The sequence below is a fragment of the Mesorhizobium sp. M0802 genome, assembly GCF_040320115.1.
Taxonomy (GTDB): Bacteria; Pseudomonadota; Alphaproteobacteria; order Rhizobiales; family Rhizobiaceae; genus Mesorhizobium.
The window spans coordinates 105,812-124,567 of sequence record NZ_JAMYOY010000004.1; the positions used below are offsets into that span (position 1 = coordinate 105,812).

The 18,756-nt window shown below is 64.2% G+C and carries 16 protein-coding genes; 12 read left to right on the plus strand and 4 right to left on the minus strand.

All coding sequences use genetic code 11. From position 1 onward, the window contains the following. Positions 1-16 precede the first annotated feature (16 nt). The 6 genes from NKI10_RS08575 (at position 17) to NKI10_RS08600 (ending at position 7,156) form a co-directional block, all read left to right on the plus strand. Positions 17-1,375: a murein hydrolase activator EnvC family protein gene (locus NKI10_RS08575; protein ID WP_023668700.1), complete on the plus strand. Its 1,359-nt coding sequence runs from the start codon at positions 17-19 to the stop codon at positions 1,373-1,375. 1 nt (position 1,376) lies between these two features. Then, the gene (locus NKI10_RS08580; protein WP_023668701.1) at positions 1,377-2,702 is read left to right on the plus strand and encodes a S41 family peptidase; all 1,326 of its coding nucleotides are present in this window, start codon (positions 1,377-1,379) and stop codon (positions 2,700-2,702) included. A 184-nt stretch (positions 2,703-2,886) separates the two neighbouring features. Next, complete coding sequence (locus NKI10_RS08585; protein ID WP_023737901.1) at positions 2,887-4,068, plus strand: divergent polysaccharide deacetylase family protein; 1,182 nt, start codon at positions 2,887-2,889, stop codon at positions 4,066-4,068. Between the two features lie 2 nt (positions 4,069-4,070). Further along, positions 4,071-4,586 carry an RNA pyrophosphohydrolase gene (locus tag NKI10_RS08590; RefSeq protein WP_023737900.1) on the plus strand — a complete coding sequence of 172 codons (516 nt, stop codon included), beginning with the start codon at positions 4,071-4,073 and terminating at the stop codon, positions 4,584-4,586. A 74-nt stretch (positions 4,587-4,660) separates the two neighbouring features. Beyond that, positions 4,661-5,806 carry an alanine racemase gene (alr, locus tag NKI10_RS08595; RefSeq protein WP_023737899.1) on the plus strand — a complete coding sequence of 382 codons (1,146 nt, stop codon included), beginning with the start codon at positions 4,661-4,663 and terminating at the stop codon, positions 5,804-5,806. Between the two features lie 93 nt (positions 5,807-5,899). Next, positions 5,900-7,156 (plus strand): D-amino acid dehydrogenase, encoded by a 1,257-nt coding sequence (locus NKI10_RS08600; RefSeq protein WP_023668705.1) that lies wholly within the window; start codon positions 5,900-5,902, stop codon positions 7,154-7,156. 104 nt (positions 7,157-7,260) lie between these two features. Here the strand turns inward: NKI10_RS08600 and NKI10_RS08605 are convergent, their stop codons facing one another. The 3 genes from NKI10_RS08605 to NKI10_RS08615 all read right to left on the minus strand — a co-directional run bounded on the left by NKI10_RS08605 (position 7,261) and on the right by NKI10_RS08615 (position 10,853). Next, positions 7,261-9,411 (minus strand): phospholipase D-like domain-containing protein, encoded by a 2,151-nt coding sequence (locus NKI10_RS08605; RefSeq protein ID WP_352859524.1) that lies wholly within the window; start codon positions 9,409-9,411, stop codon positions 7,261-7,263. After that, a complete protein-coding gene (locus NKI10_RS08610) occupies positions 9,408-9,848 on the minus strand; it encodes a phospholipase A2 family protein (protein WP_023737897.1) in 441 nt (146 codons plus the stop codon). The genes NKI10_RS08605 and NKI10_RS08610 overlap by 4 nt, the downstream gene beginning before the upstream one ends. A gap of 123 nt (positions 9,849-9,971) precedes the next feature. Continuing rightward, positions 9,972-10,853, minus strand: a complete 882-nt coding sequence (locus NKI10_RS08615; protein ID WP_352859527.1) for a LysR family transcriptional regulator — start codon at positions 10,851-10,853, stop codon at positions 9,972-9,974. Between the two features lie 365 nt (positions 10,854-11,218). On the opposite strand from NKI10_RS08615, the gene NKI10_RS08620 reads away from it, so the two are divergent. Together NKI10_RS08620 and NKI10_RS08625 are read left to right on the plus strand one after the other, a co-directional pair. Then, on the plus strand, positions 11,219-12,715 hold the full coding sequence (locus NKI10_RS08620; protein WP_023755539.1) for a CoA-acylating methylmalonate-semialdehyde dehydrogenase: 1,497 nt from the start codon (positions 11,219-11,221) through the stop codon (positions 12,713-12,715). 203 nt (positions 12,716-12,918) lie between these two features. Further along, positions 12,919-13,218 carry a hypothetical protein gene (locus NKI10_RS08625; protein WP_023728657.1) on the plus strand — a complete coding sequence of 100 codons (300 nt, stop codon included), beginning with the start codon at positions 12,919-12,921 and terminating at the stop codon, positions 13,216-13,218. Positions 13,219-13,254: 36 nt separating this feature from the next. Here the strand turns inward: NKI10_RS08625 and NKI10_RS08630 are convergent, their stop codons facing one another. Continuing rightward, positions 13,255-13,944 (minus strand): GntR family transcriptional regulator, encoded by a 690-nt coding sequence (locus NKI10_RS08630; RefSeq protein WP_352859529.1) that lies wholly within the window; start codon positions 13,942-13,944, stop codon positions 13,255-13,257. Positions 13,945-14,013: 69 nt separating this feature from the next. Between NKI10_RS08630 and NKI10_RS08635 the strand changes: the two genes are divergently transcribed. From NKI10_RS08635 to NKI10_RS08650, 4 genes are all read left to right on the plus strand, one after another. Beyond that, positions 14,014-14,907 (plus strand): dihydrodipicolinate synthase family protein, encoded by an 894-nt coding sequence (locus NKI10_RS08635; RefSeq protein WP_352623768.1) that lies wholly within the window; start codon positions 14,014-14,016, stop codon positions 14,905-14,907. 51 nt (positions 14,908-14,958) lie between these two features. Further along, positions 14,959-16,377, plus strand: coding sequence for an NAD(P)/FAD-dependent oxidoreductase (locus NKI10_RS08640; RefSeq protein WP_280938707.1), 1,419 nt, complete (start codon positions 14,959-14,961; stop codon positions 16,375-16,377). A gap of 13 nt (positions 16,378-16,390) precedes the next feature. Further along, on the plus strand, positions 16,391-17,392 hold the full coding sequence (locus NKI10_RS08645; RefSeq protein WP_352859531.1) for a 4-hydroxyproline epimerase: 1,002 nt from the start codon (positions 16,391-16,393) through the stop codon (positions 17,390-17,392). A gap of 460 nt (positions 17,393-17,852) precedes the next feature. Next, on the plus strand, positions 17,853-18,755 hold the full coding sequence (locus NKI10_RS08650) for a branched-chain amino acid ABC transporter permease (RefSeq protein ID WP_023668715.1): 903 nt from the start codon (positions 17,853-17,855) through the stop codon (positions 18,753-18,755). Position 18,756 lies beyond the last annotated feature (1 nt).

An 18,756-nucleotide genomic window follows, 5' to 3' on the forward strand; every position in this document is an offset into this window, starting at 1 on the left:
ATAGAGTCGGGCTTCAATGGCTGACAACGGGAAATCACGAACGGGCTTCCGGCACGCGCGCTGCGGCATCGCTGCAGCAGTGGTTTTGCTGTCGCTCGGGCTTGCGCGGGCCGAAAATACGCTGGACGTGGCGCCCGACCCCGATCTGAGCCGTGCCGAATATGAGAAGGTGTCGGCCGAGATCACGCTGTCGTCCGAACGGCTGGCCAAGCTCGCCGCCGACATTGCTTCGGTCAAGAAGGACCATGCCTCGATCACCGCGGCGCTTATCCAGTCGGCGATGACCGAGCAGAAGCTCGGCCAGGACATCGAGGATATCGGCGCCAGGCTCGAAGGACTGAAGGGCGAGGAACAGAAGATCCGTGTCTCGCTGGCGGCGCGGCGCGACGTGCTGGCCGAGGTGCTGGGGGCGCTGCAGCGCATGGGGCTCAATCCGCCGCCGGCGATCCTGGTCAAGCCGGAAGACGCACTGTCGTCGGTGCGCAGCGCCATCCTGCTCGGCGCAGTGGTGCCGGAACTGCGCCAGCAGACCGACAAATTGCTGGCCGACCTCAGGGAACAGACCCGGGTGACGGCCTCGATCGAGGCCGAGCGGACGCGGCTGACAGCGGCGGTCGGCGAGCAGACGGCGGAAAAGAAACGCCTCTCCATGCTGCTCGAAGCCAAGCAGAAGCTCGAGGCGGACACCTGGACGGCGATGGCCGCTGAAAAGCAGCGGTCCCAGGCGCTTGCGGCCAAGGCCGGCAGCCTGAAAGAGCTGATCGCTTCGCTTGAAGCCGACAAGAGCCGCAAGGCGGCGGATGCCGTCAAGGCAGGCGAACAGAAAGCGGCCGACAGCGATAAGCCGGACGCCGATAACGCCGATGCAGGCACAACCGCGTCGACGGAGCTGGCTTCGCTGCCCGTGCCGGAAGGCAACCGCCTCACCGCCGCCGCGCCGTTTTCGGCACTTCAGGGACAAGTCTCGCTGCCGGTCACCGGCAAGATCAAGCTGCGTTTCGGGGCCGATGACGGTAACGGCGCGGTGATGCTTGGCGACATGGTTGCGACACAATCGGGAGCCATCGTCACGGCACCGGCGGACGGAAATGTGCTTTATGCGGGGCCTTTTCGCTCCTATGGTCAACTCTTGATCCTCAATGCGGGAGACGGCTATCATGTCGTCCTGGCGGGGATGAGCAGAATCAGCGTCGCGTCTGGCCAGTCGGTGCTCGCAGGAGAGCCGGTCGGCGCGATGGGAGAGGCCCGGGTGGCAAGCACCTCGGCCTCGAAGAATGGAAATGCCACGCCGGAACTCTATGTCGAGTTCCGCAAGGATGGAAAACCCGTCGATCCGACCCCATGGTGGGCGGACCGCTTCTCTGGAAGGACGTGAAATGATGCGGAAACTGTCGCTTCTTATTGCCGGTGCGCTGATGGGCGCGTCAGCGATGAGCCTGGTCTATGGCGCCCCCGGCTCGACGGCGAACGCTGCAGGCTCCGAGACCTACAAGCAACTGGCGATCTTCGGCGACATCTTCGAGCGCGTGCGGGCGCAGTATGTGACGCCGCCGGACGACAAGTCGCTGGTCGAAAACGCCATCAACGGCATGCTCACCTCGCTCGACCCGCACTCCTCCTACATGAATGCCGAGCAGGCGCAGGACATGCGCGTGCAGACCAAGGGTGAGTTCGGCGGCCTCGGCATCGAGGTCACCATGGAGAACGACCTGGTCAAGGTGATCACGCCGATCGACGACACCCCGGCTGCCAAGGCAGGCGTGCTGGCCGGCGACTATATCGCCAAGATCGACGGCCAAGAGGTTCGCGGCCTGACGCTCAACGATGCAGTCGAAAAGATGCGCGGCCTGGTCAACACGCCGATCAAGCTGACCATCCTGCGCCAAGGCGCCGACAAGCCGATCGAGCTGACGGTGGTGCGCGATATCATCAAGGTCAAGGCGGTCAAGTTCCGGGTCGAGAACGACATCGGCTACATGAAGATCACCTCCTTCACCGAAAAGACCTATGACGACCTCGAGAATGCCATCGACACCATCAAGAAGCAGGTGCCGAACGACAAGCTCAAGGGCTATGTGCTCGATCTCAGGCTCAACCCGGGCGGCCTGCTCGACCAGGCGGTGAGCGTGTCCGACGCCTTCCTCGACCGTGGCGAGATCGTCTCGACCCGCGGCCGCGACCCGAAGGACGTCACACGCTTCGACGCCAAGGCAGGCGACGACATCGGCGCCAAGCCGCTGATCGTGCTCGTCAATGGCGGTTCGGCCAGCGCCTCCGAGATCGTCGCCGGCGCGCTTCAGGACCTGCGCCGCGCCACAGTGGTCGGCACGCAGTCGTTCGGCAAGGGCTCGGTGCAGACCATCATCCCGCTTGGCGAGAACGGCGCGCTGCGCCTGACGACGGCGCTCTATTACACGCCGTCCGGCAAGTCGATCCAGGGCAAGGGCATCACGCCCGACATCAAGGTCGACCAGCCGCTGCCGCCCGAACTGCAGGGCAGGGACCTGACGCGCGGCGAATCGGACCTCAAGGGCCATATCAAGGGCGCCGACGAGAGCGATACCGGCTCGGGCTCGGCTGCCTATGTGCCGCCGGATCCGAAGGACGATCTGCAGCTGATCTATGCCGAACAGCTGCTGCGCGGCCAGAAGACCGATCCGGCATTCCCGCCGAATCCGGAGAAGGCAGTGCTCAACCAGTAAAATCGACTGGTAGCTCTGGCTGCCCAATCGAAGCGATGCAATGCTGCCGGGACCGTGAGGTTCCGGCAGTTTGATTCGGGGACCGCTGGGCGCTGCGCCTCAAAAGGCGCAGGGGACGCGCCGTCAGTTTTGGATCTGCGCATGGCGAAAAGATTTCGCTGATCACGCGCCCGGGGGATGCGGCTTGGCTGACGTCGGCAAGGACATCGAACGCCCGCTCGGACAGACCGTCCGACCGCGTGCCGCGTCGCGCGGGATCAGCGCTGGCGCCGTCGCGGCGACGCTGGTCGTGCTGGCCGCGGTCGGCATCTCCGGTGCGATCGCGCTGCGCGAGAAGCCGTTCCGCAAACCGGAAGCAATCGCGCTCTCGACGCCGAAGGTGACGGCGGCGGCCGAGCCCGCGGCCGCAGCGCCCACTGCTCAAGCGACGGCGGCAGCGCCGAAGGCGGAAACGCCCAAGGCCAGCGGTCCGCAGATCATCCATGTGCAGTCCCAGGAGGGTGATGGCCCGCCCAATGCAGCCATCGTCATCCACGACCCGTCGACGATCGGCCAGAACCTGAAGATCGCGCATATCCCCGACAGGGCGCTGATCGAGGCCAGCGACACCGGCCCGTTGCCGGTTCGCGCCGCTGACGGCCGGCGGCCGTTCGATGTCTATGCGCGGCCGTGGTCGGGTTCGCGTGGCGCTCGAGTGGCAATCGTCATCGGCGGGCTTGCCGTGTCGCAGACCGGCACGCAGGCCGCGATCGCCAAGCTGCCGGCCGAAGTGACGCTGGCTTTTGCGCCGCAAGGCAACAGCATCGGCCGCTGGATGCAGGCGGCACGGCAGAGCGGGCATGAGGTGGTCATGCAGGTGCCGCTCGAACCGTTCGACTATCCCAACGTCAATCCCGGCCGCAACACGCTGACGGTGGCGGCAAGCCCGGACGACAATCTGAAGAATCTGCGCTGGGCGCTGTCGCGGACCACCAACTATACCGGCGTCATGAACTATATGGGGGCGCGCTTTTCGGCCGACGCGACGGCGATGGGGCCGTTCATGGCCGAGCTTGGCAAGCGCGGCCTTGCCTATGTCGATGACGGCTCGTCCGCGCGGAGCCTGGCGTCCGATCTCGCCTTGAAGGACGGTGTGCCATTCGTCGCCGGCGATACGGCAATCGACGCCGTGCAGGACCGCGGCGCCATCCTGAAAAAGCTCGACGCGCTGGAAGCGACCGCGCGTGCCAAAGGCTCCGCCGTCGGCATCGGCTCGGCCTTCGACCTCACCGTCGATACCGTGGCGTCCTGGGTGGTCGAAGCAAAAAAGCGCGGCATCGAGATCGTGCCGATCTCGGCGGTGGCCATCGACCCGGAAAAAGGCTGATCATGACGAAGAAACCTGTCGACCCCGAGACGCTGCCTTACCGCCCTTGCGTAGGACTGATGATCCTCAATGGCGACGGGCTGGTCTGGGTCGGGCACCGCATCGCCGAACCGGACAGCGAATTTGCCGGGACCACGCAGCTCTGGCAGATGCCGCAAGGCGGCATCGACGAGGGCGAGGAGCCGCTGCAGGCGGCCGGGCGCGAGCTCTATGAAGAGACCGGCATGCGCTCGGTCACGCTGCTCGACGAGGCGCCGCACTGGATCAACTACGACCTGCCGCGCGATCTGGTCGGCATCGCCCTCAAGGGCCGCTATCGCGGCCAGACGCAGAAATGGTTCGCCTACCGCTTTCACGGCGAGACCAGAGAGATCCAGATCAATCCGCCGCCGGGCGGCCACACCGCCGAATTCGATGAATGGGCATGGCGGCCAATGCAGGACCTGCCCGATCTGATAGTGCCGTTCAAACGCAAGGTCTATGAGGACGTGGTGACGGCGTTCCGGCATTTGGCTTAGGCGGCTCGCTGTTGCGACGTCCATGATCTGTCCTTACTGATAGGGTTTGTTTCGTGCTCTGGTCAGGAGCGGGGATGAGCAGCGCCTCAGGGAAGTCATTGCATTCTGCACCGGAAGCCGGCTTGCAGCCGATCAGCGAAGCGGCGGCCGGCGCCGTTCTCACCATCGATCTCGGCGCTATCCGAGAGAATTACCGGCGGCTGAAGGCAAAGCTCGGCGGCGTGCGCTGCGCCGGCGTCGTCAAGGCCGACGGTTACGGGCTCGGCGCGCGGCAAGTGGCGGCGGCACTGGTTGCCGAAGGCTGCGACAGCTTCTTTGTCGCGCATCTCACCGAGGGTGTCGCGCTGCGCGACGCACTCGGACCGAAGCTGGAAATCCATGTGCTGAACGGCCTGCCGCCGGGCTCGGAACCTGAAGCGGTGGCCGCCGACCTTGTTCCCGTCATCAACAGCACCGGGCAACTGAAGGCGTGGAGCGAGGCAGGCCAAAAGGCCGGCCGCAAGCTCAAGGCCGCCATCCAGGTCGACAGCGGCATGTCGCGGCTGGGCATGGCGCCGGCAGAGGTCGAGGCGCTTACGGCCGATGCTTTCGCCGGCGTCGATGTCGTCCTCGTCATGAGCCATCTGGCCCGCGCCGACGAACCGACCAATGCGGCCAATGACGCGCAACTTCGGGAATTCGAACGGCTGCGCAAAATGCTGCCCAGGGCGCCGGCGTCGCTCGACAATTCCTCCGGCATCTTTCTTGGGCCGCGCTATCAGTACGACCTCGCGCGTCCTGGCGCTGCGCTCTACGGCATCAATCCGACGCCTGATGAGGCGAACCCGATGCTGCCGGTCGTGCGGCTCGAGGCAAAGATCATCCAGACACGCGGCATCGATAAGGGCGCGGGCGTCGGCTACGGACATGCGTTTCTGGCCAGCGGTCCCTTGCGCGCGGCCACGATCTCGCTCGGCTATGCCGATGGCTGGCACCGGCGCGCGGCTTCGGCTGCCTGGCTCGACGGCGTGCGACTGCCCTTTGTCGGGCGGGTGTCGATGGATTCGATCATACTCGACATCTCGGCCCTGCCGGCCGGCCGGCTGCGCGAGGGCGACCTTGTCGAACTCCTAGGCCCCTCGCAGAGCGTCGATGACGCCGCCGGTCATGCCGGCACGATCGGCTATGAAATCCTGACCAGTCTCGGCCCCCGCTTCCACCGCCGCTATGTCAACTCATAGAGCCGCGACACGCCGCCCCTTGGCGGACGCCGCAGAATCCGGCAGACAGGAGGCGGCGGCCCTCTGACGGAAGTCGTCGTGGAGAGTGATGCGATGAAGATCTTCGTGTTGGGCGGCGGCGTTATCGGGGTCACCACTGCCTATTATCTCGCTGAGGCCGGCCACGAGGTGACGGTGTTCGACCGCCAGAAAGGGCCGGCGCTGGAAACCAGCTTCGCCAATGCCGGCGAGATCTCGCCGGGCTATGCTTCGCCCTGGGCCGGCCCCGGCATTCCGCTGAAGGCAATCAAGTGGCTGTTGATGAAGCACGGCCCGCTGGTGGTGCGGCCGGCCTTCGATCCGTATATGTGGACATGGCTCATCAAGATGCTGCGCAATTGCACCGCGGATCGCTACGCCATCAACAAGGCGCGCATGGTGCCGCTCGCCGAATACAGCCGCGACACGCTGAAGGCGCTGCGCGAGGCGACCGGCATCGCTTATGATGAGCGGACCAAGGGCACGCTGCAGCTGTTTCGCACGCAAAAGCAGCTCGACGGCACCGGCGGCGATGTCGAGGTGCTGAAGAAATATGGCGTTCCCTACGAGTTGCTCGATCCCGAAGGCTGCATTGGGGCCGAGCCGGCGCTGGCCGGCGTGCGGGAAAAGTTTGTCGGCGGGCTGAGATTGCCCGGCGACGAAACTGGCGACTGCAAGATGTTCACCGATCGGCTGGCCGAGCTCTGCGTGGCGCGCGGCGTCACGTTCGAGTACGGTACGCAGATCCGGCGCTTCTCCAAGAACCGCAATCGCATCGTCAGCGTCGGCACCGACCAGCGCTCGCGCGCGGCCGACGCTTATGTGCTGGCGCTGGGCAGCTATTCGGCGCGCTTCATGCGCCTGCTCAGGCGCCCGATCCCGGTCTATCCGGTCAAGGGCTATTCGATCACCGTTCCGATCAAGGACGCGGTCGCCGCCCCGGTGTCGACGGTAATGGACGAAACCTACAAGGTGGCGATCACCAGGCTCGGCGACCGCATCCGCGTCGGCGGCACGGCGGAGATTTCCGGCTTCGATCTCAGGCTGCATGAATCGCGCCGGCGCACCCTCGAACATTCGGTCGGCGATCTGTTCCCGGATGGCGGCGACCTCAAGGCGGCGTCCTTCTGGTGCGGGCTGCGGCCGATGACGCCGGACGGGCCGCCGCTGGTCGGCCGCACCGAGTTCTCCAACCTCTATCTCAACACCGGGCACGGCACGCTTGGCTGGACCATGGCCTGCGGCTCGGCCAAGGTGCTGTCCGACATCATCTCCAGCAAGGTGCCTGATATCGATGTGCGGGAGCTGGGGCCGGAGCGGTATTTGAGGTAGGGGTGCTTTCTAAAGCTCGCGGGCCAGCACCCCCTCTGTCCTACCGGACAGAGGGGGTGTAAAGGATCGCTACAGAACGGCATTCCTTCAGCCTCGCCAGCCTCTCAAAACGCCTCCTTCACCCAGCCCTTCGAGAACAGCCACCGGTAGGCCCAGGGGATCATTACCTTGGTCGATACCGGATTCGAATGGGCGACATAGTCGTCGTAGACCGGCTGCATCCTGGCGTAGAAGGCAGGGTCGAGCACCGTCATGCCGTTCTCCAGATCGTGGAAGAAACTGCGGTTGTTGAGATTGACCGACGAGATCGTCACCAGCCTTTCGTCGATCATCATGATCTTGGAGTGCAGCACGACATCGGGCGCCTTGAATTCGCGGATGTTGATGCGGTCGCCATATTTCTCGACGAACAGCTTGTTGAGCGCGGTCAGCAGCTTGCCGCCAATATCGCCCTTGAGGTCGATGCGGCCGACAATGTCGATCCTGACGCCGCGCGCCAGCGCCCGCTCGATGGCCAGGCTGAGCTTCGGCGTCAGATTAAGGTAGGGATTGACGATCTCGATATGGTGCCGGGCAGTGTCGATCAGCTCGACGAAATAGGTCTCGAGCGCATGGTTGTCCTCGTAGGGCACGGAAATGAAATGGCGCACCGCGCCCGGCGGGCGCCGGCTGTCGGAGCGCACCGGAATGGAGAAGGGCCTTGCGATGTTGGTGTCGGCGTCGCGCAGCCACAATGTCGAGAGATGCGCGGCCAGCGTCTCGACCGTGGCCGGGTCGGCAAACTCGATGTCGAAATCGCTCCAGTTCGAATAGTAGTTGAGCGAGAGGCCGTCGGTCTTGCCGTATTGCTCGAGGTTCGGATAGCGCGACAGGTCGATCGGCTTGTGGAACAGGAAGCCGTCATGAATGTTGCGGCCGCCGATGATGACGCGCGAGCGGGCGGGATCCTCGGCAAGTGTCGCCAGCATCTTGACGTGATGGGTCTTGTGCAGCTGTGACAGTTGCTCGTCGACCGGCGCGCCGTGGTCGGCCCGCCAGCGATATTCCTGCAACTCGACATTGGGATAATCGGCCGCCAGCCGGTGCAGCAGCGCGTCGTCCTTGTCGCGCTCCAGCACGTCTGTGACCATGATGCGCACTTTGGTGCCGAGGCCTGCGTGATGGCGGATCAGCCGCTCGATGACGCGGCCGGAAAAATCGGCCTTGAACTCCAGCGACGACAGATAGACCAGCTTGAGTTTCGGCGCGCGCGAGAAATCGAGCGGCAGTTCGGGGTCGGCCTTGTCGAAGGCGCTGTCGGGTAAAGGCGCGCCGAGCAGCGCTTCGACCTTGGCGTTGAAGCCGTCGCGCGACTTGCGTAACAGGCGCGGTGACCCGAGCGGCAGCGAACAGCTCTGCGACAGCCAGCGGCCGGCGTAGAAGACGCGGGCGAGTTCATCCAGGCCGGATGGACCGGGCACTGGACAACGCTCGTAGCGGCTGTCGAGCGCGGCTATCGCCGGATAGGCAACCTCTTCGCGGAGGATGGTGAGCGGGGCGCCTGCCGGCGCCAGACTGGAGCTGAGCTTGAGGCTGCAGCGGTTCAAACCATCGCTGGGGAACAGGCTGGCGGTTTGCCCGGCCGACAGGCGGAGGTGGAAGGCGGCACCGCTCGCCACGCTGCGCGAGCCACCGCCGGCGCGAATCGCCAGCGCCCCGTCGCAGGCGCCCGATATCTCAACCGGCTGCTTTCCTGCCTGGCGCATCACGATCTCGATCGAGCGCGCCTGCAGGCCGGAAAAGCTGAACGTCTTTGGCGCGGAGGGCCGCGCGGCGGCGTTGACATAGAGCGTCTGCCGCGACACGCGCCAACGGCCGTTGAAATGGCCTTCGCCGGTCCCCCTACCTGCCGGCATCTGTTCGGCGCTAACCGGCTTCGCCAGCTGTTCCAGCGTCCGGTAGGTGGCCTGGAAATCGCGGTTGGCGATGGCGTGGCGGTCATGGCCGAACGGACCGGTGCCGTTCGCCCTGTCGATGGCGCCGATCTGGTTGTGGGCGAGCAGCGCCAGAAACTGCCTTTCATAGTCGCTGGCACCGGCGTCGCCGAAAAACGCTGCTGCTGCAGTCTGCGGTCCGGGCGTGCCGGCCGATACCGACGGCCGGCCGCAATCCTTCGCATCGGGGAAGAAATCGCAGCTGTGCCGAATCGGGGCGGCGCAAGCGGCAAGGGCCGCCAGCCCCAGCCCGGCCAGAGCCAGGCAGATGGCGCGGTTCATCCCGTGGCCCCGTTCATCGTCTTCAGCTCAGCCGGGTCGCGCGGCGGCATAAAGCCTTGCGGAAAGACCTTGCAGACGGGAAGTGCGAAAGTGGCGATCAAAAGCTCGGCCTCGCCGCGCTCCTTTTTCGGCGCTGTCTTGTCATCACGGATCGCCTTTGCCGAGGCGACGAGCGCGCCGTCGCAGTCGCAATGATTATGGCGCGCGATGTAGCAGGCGTCATGGATTTGGCAGGCGCTGTCGAGGCGATTGACAGGGCGAGCCGAGAGGTCGCCGGTGCGGGTGCCGGGACCGCAGTAATTGCCGAAGACGAAAGGCGACGGGCGGGCCATTGCGATACGGACCGGCTTGGGCAGTTCGGCTTCCGGAACTTCGGTCCATGGATTGGCGCAGGCGGAAAGCGCGACAAGCGGCAAGATGGCGAGCACCGCTCGCATTTTGATCCGCACCAGCTTTGCAAAAAAGTGTCCCACCCGGCGCAGCCAATCCTTAATAATAGGCGACATCGCGCTTGTTGCCACACTGGCCGATTTTGTGGCGAGGGCAAGGCGGCGCGGCCATCAGACAAACAGCCCGCGCTCTCTCTCGACTGCCTTGGTGATGAAGTTGGCGACGATCTGCACGCGGCGCAGAGGCCGGACCGATTCATGATAGACCAGCCAGTAGGCGCGGCGGATCGGCGTCACGATGTTGACGGGGATCAGCTCCGGCATCGAGCGGGCGACAAAGGTGTGCAAGATGCCGATGCCGGCGCCCGACCGCACCGCTTCGGCCTGGCCCAGCGCTGAGGAGATGGCGAAGCTGGTGCGCCAGTCCGGGCTGAACTCCGCCGCATAGTCGAGCGACGGGCTGACGATCAGGTCCGGGACATAGCCGATCAGCGTATACTGGCCGAGTTCGGCAGCGGTCTCGGGTAAGCCGTGCGCCTGCGCATAGTCGCGCGAGGCAAACAGGCCGAGGGTGTAGTCGACCAGCTTTCCCGCCACCAGCCTGCCTTCGCTCGGCCGCTCGACGGTGATGGCGATGTCGGCCTCGCGCCGCGACAGCGAGAAGGAACGCGGCACCGGCACCAGCTGGATGGTGAGTTCGCGGTGCAGCGCGGTCAGCGCGCCAAGACGCGTGGCGAGGAATGCAACGCCGAACCCGTCGGGGGCGCCGATGCGCACAGTGCCTGAGATATCGTCGCCTTCGCCCGACACGGCGGAGCGCGCGGCGATCATGTCGGCTTCCATGCGCTCGGCAATGTCGAGAAAGCGCTGGCCGGCCGGCGTCAGCTCGCTGCCGGTGGTAAGCCGGCGAAACAGTTTTGTGCGTAACGCATCCTCAAGCGCTGCGATGCGGCGCGAGACGGTGGCGTGATTGAGTTCCAGCCGCTTGGCGGCGCCAAGGATCTGCCCGGCGCGGGCCACGGCGAGGAAGATGCGGACATCATCCCAGTTCATGGGGGTGGTCCGGGCTAGCGGCGAAGGCGGCGTTCCCGCCCACCCCCCTCTGGCCTGCCGGCCATCTCCCCCGCAAGGAGGGAGATTGGCAGCTCCGCCGCCTGCGTCTCTTTTGCTGCGTTGAAGATTTGCGAAGGCGGCAGCCACATCTGATCTCCCCCCTTGCGGGGGAGATGTCCGGAAGGACAGAGGGGGGTGTGACGGAGCGCAACCTTCGGGCCTTTCAGCAATCTGTAATTTGCGGCAATTAATGCACACTCGTCCTTCGTTGTCTATTTACCGCACAACGGTTGCGTTTCCCCTCGCGTTGCCTTCGCGCCTGCAAAGGCGTTGAATGCTTCATCACAAACTCAGGGAGAGAAACCATGATCGAATACGGTCATTTCATTGGCGGCAAGCATGTCGCCGGGACCAGCGGACGCAAGCAGGACGTCATGCAGCCGATGGACGGCTCGGTGCGCGGCACGGTGGCGCTGGCGTCGCCGGCGGAACTGCGTGCGGCTGTGCTGAACGCCAAGGAAGCACAGATCAAATGGGCTGCGACCAACCCGCAGCGGCGTGTGCGCGTGCTGATGAAGTTTCTTGAACTGGTTGCTCGCGACTATGACGAACTGGCCGATCTCCTGGCGCGCGAGCACGGCAAGACCATCGCCGACGCCAAGGGCGACATCCAGCGCGGCCTCGAAGTCGTCGAAGTCTGCATCGGTGCGCCGCACATGATGAAGGGCGAGTTCACCGACGGCGCCGGCCCCGGCATCGATGTCTATTCGATGCGCCAGCCGCTTGGCGTCGTTGCCGGCATCACCCCGTTCAATTTCCCGGCGATGATCCCGCTGTGGAAGATTGCCCCGGCGCTGGCCTGCGGCAACGCCTTTATCCTGAAGCCTTCCGAGCGTGACCCTGGCGTGCCGATGCGCATCGCCGAACTGTTCCTCGAGGCTGGCCTGCCGGCTGGCGTTCTCAACGTCGTCAATGGCGACAAGGATGTCGTCGACGCCATCCTCGACGATCCTGATATCAAGGCTATCGGCTTTGTCGGCTCGACGCCGATCGCGCATTACATCTATTCGCGCGGCACGGCCGCGGGAAAACGCGTGCAGTGCTTCGGCGGCGCCAAGAACCACATGATCATCATGCCCGATGCCGACATGGACCAGACCGTCGATGCGCTGATCGGCGCGGGCTACGGCTCGGCCGGCGAGCGCTGCATGGCGATCTCGGTTGCCGTTCCCGTCGGCAACGACACCGCCAACCGGCTGATGGAAAAGCTGATCCCGCGTGTCGAAAGCCTCAAAGTCGGCCCGTCGACGGATTCGTCCGCCGATTTCGGCCCGCTGATCACGGCGCAGGCATTGGAACGCGTCAAGGGTTATGTCGACACCGGCGTCAAGGAAGGCGCCAAGCTGGTCGTCGATGGCCGCGGCTTCTCCATGCAGGGCTACGAGGATGGCTACTATATGGGCGGCTGCCTGTTCGACAATGTGACCGCCGACATGCGCATCTACAAGGAAGAGATTTTTGGCCCGGTGCTGTCGGTGGTGCGTGCGCCGACCTATGAGAGCGCCATCAAGCTCGCCAACGATCATGAGATGGGCAATGGCGTCGCCATCTTCACCCGTGACGGTGATGCTGCTCGTGATTTTGCTTCGCGCGTCCAGGTCGGCATGGTCGGCATCAACGTGCCGATCCCGGTTCCGATCGCTTACTACACGTTCGGCGGCTGGAAGGCGTCGTCCTTCGGCGACCTCAACCAGCACGGCCCGGACGCGTTCCGCTTCTACACCAAGACCAAGACGGTGACCTCGCGCTGGCCCTCCGGCGTCAAGGACGGTGCCGAGTTCGTCATCCCGACGATGAACTGACCGGACGATTTCGAAGATCGGCAAGAAGGCCTGGGTTCAACGTCCCGGGCCTTTCCTTGTACGAAACCGACATTGGCCATCACGTTAAAGCGATGGAACCAAGAGCCTGTCATCTGCCTTAAATTGCATTCCTGCCGTGGTGCAGGCCATCAAAATAGCGCCGGTTGCAGCCGGGGTTCTCGTCTGGCGCAAGGAGGTGTCAGATGACACGACGTCTTGTGGCGGCGATGTTCTTTGCGGTGTTCGCGATGTCCGGCATCGCCCAGGCCAAAGCCGATCAATGCGCGGCGCGGACCGACCTGGTCAAGGCGCTCGGCGAGAAGTTCCACGAAAGCCAAGCCGCACGTGGCCTGGTGAACCCGAATGTGGTGCTTGAGATCTTCGTCTCCGACCAGGGCACCTGGACCATCCTGGCCACCGACACACGCGGCCAAAGCTGCATCATCACGGCTGGCGAAGGCTGGGACGGGGCGGCTATGGCAGCAGTCTTGCCGGGCACCTGATAAAAGAACCGGCCGGAAGTCTGGAGCAGACGGAGTTCAGCGTGTGGTCGCTATTTCGGCATGGCCGCGCAGCAGTGCCATCAGGCGTTTGGCGTCCTTGGCGGCAGCCTCTTCGTCGCCGGCCAGGATCGAGCGGATTAGCGCGACGTGGTGCTCGGCCGATTCGGCCAGTCCTGTGTCGGCCTTGTAGCGGAACCAGAAGCGGCGGCTGTGGGTCTGCAGGGGCGCGGCCAGACGGGCCGCAAACGGGTTGTCGGCGGCCATCGCCAAGGCCTCGTCGAGCGCCTTGTCCGCCTGGATGAAGGCCAGCACATTGCCCGAGATGACGGCCTTCTGCATGGCAAGGGCTGCCTCATGAAACAGGTCGGCGGCCTCACGGGTGACGAAGCGGGCGGCCGAGCGCGCCAGCACCACCTCGACGCCGCGCCTGGCATCCAGCACGCGCAGCCAGTCGCCGGGATGAAGCGGGGCAATGGCGATGCCGGCGCGTGGCCTGACATCCAGCAGTCCTTCCCAGGCGAGGCGCTGGATCGCTTCGCGCACCGGCGTGCGTCCTAGCGCCAGCTTCTCGATGAGGGCGCCTTCGGTGACAAAGCTCGCCGGCGCCAGTTCCAACGTCACGATCATATGCTCGAGTACATGGTAGGCCTTGGCGGCGACCGGCTCGGGGTATGCTGTCTCACTGGATATCAAAGGTGGGCTCCTGATATATCTTACATATATCATAACGAATTCCGCGTTGACAGCCGGTTTTCAAATAGATATACGGCTGATATATCAGATGGAGAGACGATCATGTGGACCGGAGTTTTCCCCGCCGTCACGACCAAGTTTACTGATGACGACCGCCTCGATCATGCCGAGATGGAGCGCTGCTTTGCTTTGCAGATGGAGGCAGGCTGCGACGGTATCATCGTCTGCGGTTCGCTCGGCGAAGGGCCGATGCTGTCGCATGACGAGAAGATCGAGGTGCTGAAGACTGCCCAGAAAGTTGCAGGCAACAAGCCGGTGCTGCTGACGGTCAACGAGGCGGGCACCCGCGAGGCGGCGAGCATCGCCAGGCGCGCCGCAAAGGAGGGTGCCAACGGCCTGATGGTGGTGCCGAGCCCGATCTATCACACCAACCCGGAAGAGACGGTCGCCGCCTTGCGCGCCGTCGCTCAGGCCGGCGACCTGCCGGTGATGATCTACTCCAACCGCCTCGCCTACCGCGTCGACGTCACCGTCGACCAGATGGAAGAACTGGCCGCCGACAAGCGCTTCGTCGCCATCAAGGAGTCCTCCGACGACATCCGCCGCTCGACAGAGATCATCAACCGCTTCGGCGACCGCTACGATCTGTTCACCGGCGTCGACAATCTCGCCTTCGAGGCGCTGTCGGTGGGCGCCATCGGCTGGGTGGCGGGTCTGGTCGTCGCCTTCCCGCGCGAGACCGTCGCCATCTACCAGCTGATGAAGCAGGGCCGCCGCGAGGAGGCGCTTTCGATCTACCGCTGGTTCCGGCCGCTGCTCGATCTCGATGTCTCGACCTATCTGGTCCAAAACATCAAGCTTGCCGAAGTGCTCGCGATCGACACAAATGACCGCGTGCGCATGCCGCGCCAGCCGCTGTCGGGCGAGCGCCGCAAAGCGGTCGAGAAGATCGTCAAGGACGCGCTGGCGGTACGGCCGAAGCTGCCGCAGTTCTGAAGGCTTTCTTCTCCCCGTGCACGTGCACGGGGAGAAGATGGCGGCAGCCAGATGAGGGGCAGCGCCGACGTGCAAGGAAATTCCAGGGACACAGAGGAGGGCCGCCGCCCCTCATCCGCCCTTCGGGCCCCGCAGCCCTTCGCTGGCGCTCCGGGCGTTCGTCGTTCGGAAAGCCAAGCAGTCGGCTTTTCCACCGCTTCGCGGACCACTCCTCACCCCCGTGAACGGGGAGAAGGGGTAGATATCGCCATTGTCGGTGGCGGCATTGTCGGCATCTGCGCGGCGGCCATGCTGGCCGAGGCCGGGCGCAGCGTCACGGTCTTCGACCGCACCGGCATCTGCGAGGAGACGAGCTCCGGCAATGCCGCCGCCTTCGCCTTCTCCGACGTGCTGCCGCTGGCGCATAAGGGCATGATGCGGCACTTGCCGAAATGGCTTGCCGATCCGCTCGGGCCACTCAGCATCCCGCCGGCCTACTTGCCGAAGCTGTTGCCTTGGCTGTTGCGCTTCTGGCGCGCTGGCGCACCAGAAAAATATGAGGCGAGCCTTGCTGCTCAGGCAGGCATGATGAAGCTCGCCGAGGCTGAATGGATGGGCCTGCTCGACCGTTCCGGCACGCGGCTGATGCTGCGCGAGGACGGCTCGCTGGAGCTTTATGAAAGCGAGGCCGAATTTCAGGCCGGGCTGCCGGGCTGGGCGGCGCGCGAGCGCTTCGGCATCGGCTTTCGCCATGTCGAAGGCGACGAACTGGCGCGGCTGCAGCCGGGACTGTCGCCGCGCTTCATCAAGGGCACCTTCGTGCCGGGCTGGAAGACCGTCGCCGATCCGAAACTGCTCGGCAAGGGGGTGTGGGCCTATGCCGAAAGGCTGGGCGCGCGTTTCGAAAAGGCGCGCATAGAGCGCGTCGCCGCCAATCCTGATGGCGCGACGCTGACGCTGACGGACGGCACGACTAGGCAGGCAAGACATCTTGTCGTGGCCGCCGGCGCATGGTCGCATCTGCTGACGAAGGCGCTTGGCGACACCATCCCGCTCGAAACCGAGCGCGGCTACAACACGACACTGCCGAAGACCGCTTTCGACGTGCAGCGGATGCTGATCTTTTCCGGCCATGGCTTCGTCATCACGCCACTCGAGACGGGCTTGCGCGTCGGCGGCGCCGTCGAGTTGGGCGGTCTCGACCGGCCGCCGAATTTTGCGCGTTCGAAGGCCATGCTGGAAAAAGCCAGACAATTCCTTCCGGGGCTGGACGCGTCAGGTGGCCGCGAGTGGATGGGGTGTCGCCCGTCGCTGCCGGATTCGTTGCCCGTCATCGGCACGGCGCGCACCGCGTCCAACGTCGTCTACGCCTTTGGCCATGGCCATCTCGGCCTGACCCAGGCGGCGGCCAGCGGCCGCTTGATCCGCGATCTTGTTCTCGGGCAAACTTCGCCGATCGATCTTGCTCCCTTCAGCCCGCAACGGTTTTGAGTTCGAGGAAATCATGGCCAAAAAATCCTTCTTTTGCATCGACGGCCATACCTGCGGTAATCCGGTGCGGCTGGTCGCCGGCGGCGGCCCTTTGCTTCAGGGGTCGACGATGATGGAGCGGCGGGCGCATTTCCTGGCGGAGTATGACTGGATCCGCACCGGGCTGATGTTCGAGCCGCGCGGCCACGATGTCATGTCGGGCTCGATCCTCTATCCGCCGACGCGCGAGGATTGCGACATAGCCATCCTGTTCATCGAGACGTCGGGCTGCCTGCCGATGTGCGGCCACGGCACGATCGGCACGGTGACGATGGCCATCGAACATGGGCTGATCAAGCCGAAGACACCCGGCGTGCTCCGGCTCGACACACCGGCCGGGCTGGTCGTCGCCGAATACAAACAAGTCGGCGACTATGTCGAGGAGGTGCGCATCACCAATGTACCGTCCTTCCTTTATGCCGAGGGACTGACGGTCGACTGCCCGCAGCTTGGCGAGATCACTGTCGATGTCGCCTATGGCGGCAATTTCTACGCAATCGTCGAGCCGCAGGCGAATTTTCGCGACATGGCTGATTATTCCGCCAGCGATTTCATCGCCTGGAGCCCCGTGGTGCGGCAGCGGCTCAACGAGAAGTACTCGTTCGTGCATCCGGAAAACCGCGGCATCAACCGGCTGTCCCACATGCTGTGGACGGGCGAGCCGACAATGGCGGGCGCGGATGCGCGCAACGCGGTCTTCTATGGCGACAAGGCGATCGACCGCTCACCTTGCGGCACCGGCACCTCGGCGCGCATGGCGCAGCTCCATGCCAAGGGCAAGCTCAAGGCCGGCGACAGTTTTGTCCACGAATCGATCATCGGCTCGCTGTTCAAGGGCAAGGTCGAGAAGGACGTCACTGTTGCCGGCAAGCCGGCCATCATTCCCTCGATCGGCGGCTGGGCGCGGATGACCGGCCTGAACACCATCTTCATCGACGACCGCGATCCGTTCGCGCACGGTTTTGTGGTTAAGTGATACGGTAGGCTGCCGATCATCCACCGAGACCCAAGACTTGGACCCAGGGCGGGACCTCTTGGCGAAACCAGTCAGCGAAAGGTTAGCGCGTTGGGCGAGGCATCCACCGCCATAGTCGGAAGTAACCCATGTTGCAGCTGGTCAGTACGGAATGTGGCTAAAAAACGAAGCCCGCCAACAACGCAAAGATTCGTCTCATCACCTAATTTTGACCGGGATTTCTTCGAAATGAGGTCGCTGGTCCGGCTGAATCGTCAAAGACATTGCGTTATGCCAATGATAGGGTCCGCGATAGTCCAGGGGTGGGGAGCAAAAAAACGGGCAATCGGAAGGCGTGCCGGCAAAACACGCTCGACGTTTGAAAAATCACGTTGCAATCCGGGCTCGAAACTTTACGACTAGGGGAAATACGAAAAGGAATGCGTCTGCATGGGCGACATTCCAGGGGAGCCATGTACACATGCAGTACTTTGTCCAGCAGCTTATCAATGGGCTGACGCTGGGATCGATCTATGGGCTGATCGCAATCGGCTACACGATGGTCTACGGCATCATCGGCATGATCAACTTCGCCCACGGCGACATTTTCATGGTCGGGGCCTTCGCCGCCCTCGTCGTCTTCCTCATCCTCGGCTCCTTGTTCTATTCGGTGCCGGTCGTCCTGGCGCTGCTGATCATGATGATCGTGGCGATGCTGCTCACCAGCCTCTACAACTGGACGATCGAGAAGGTGGCCTACCGGCCGCTGCGCGGTTCGTTCCGGCTGGCGCCGCTGATCACCGCCATCGGCATGTCGATCGCGCTGTCGAACTTCATCCAGGTGACGCAAGGCCCGCGCAACAAGCCGATCCCGCCGATGGTCAGCCAGGTCTACAACATCAACGGCATCAGCGTGTCGCTGAAGCAGATCATCATCGTCGTCGTCACCGCCCTGCTGCTGGCGCTGTTCTGGTACCTGGTCAACAGGACTTCCCTCGGCCGGGCGCAAAGGGCGTGCGAGCAGGACCGCAAGATGGCGGCGCTGCTCGGTGTCGATGTCGACCGTACGATCTCGATCACCTTCATCATGGGTGCAGCGCTTGCGGCCGTCGCGGGCACGTTGTTCCTGATGTATTACGGCGTCATCGCCTTTTCCGACGGCTTTGTGCCGGGGGTCAAGGCCTTCACCGCGGCCGTTCTCGGCGGCATCGGGTCTCTGCCGGGCGCGGTGCTTGGCGGGCTTTTGATCGGCTTCATCGAGAGCATGTGGTCGGCGTATTTCTCGATCGACTACAAGGACGTCGCGGCGTTCTCGATCCTGGCGATCGTGCTGATCTTCCTGCCTTCCGGCATTTTGGGCCGGCCAGAAGTCGAAAAGGTCTGAG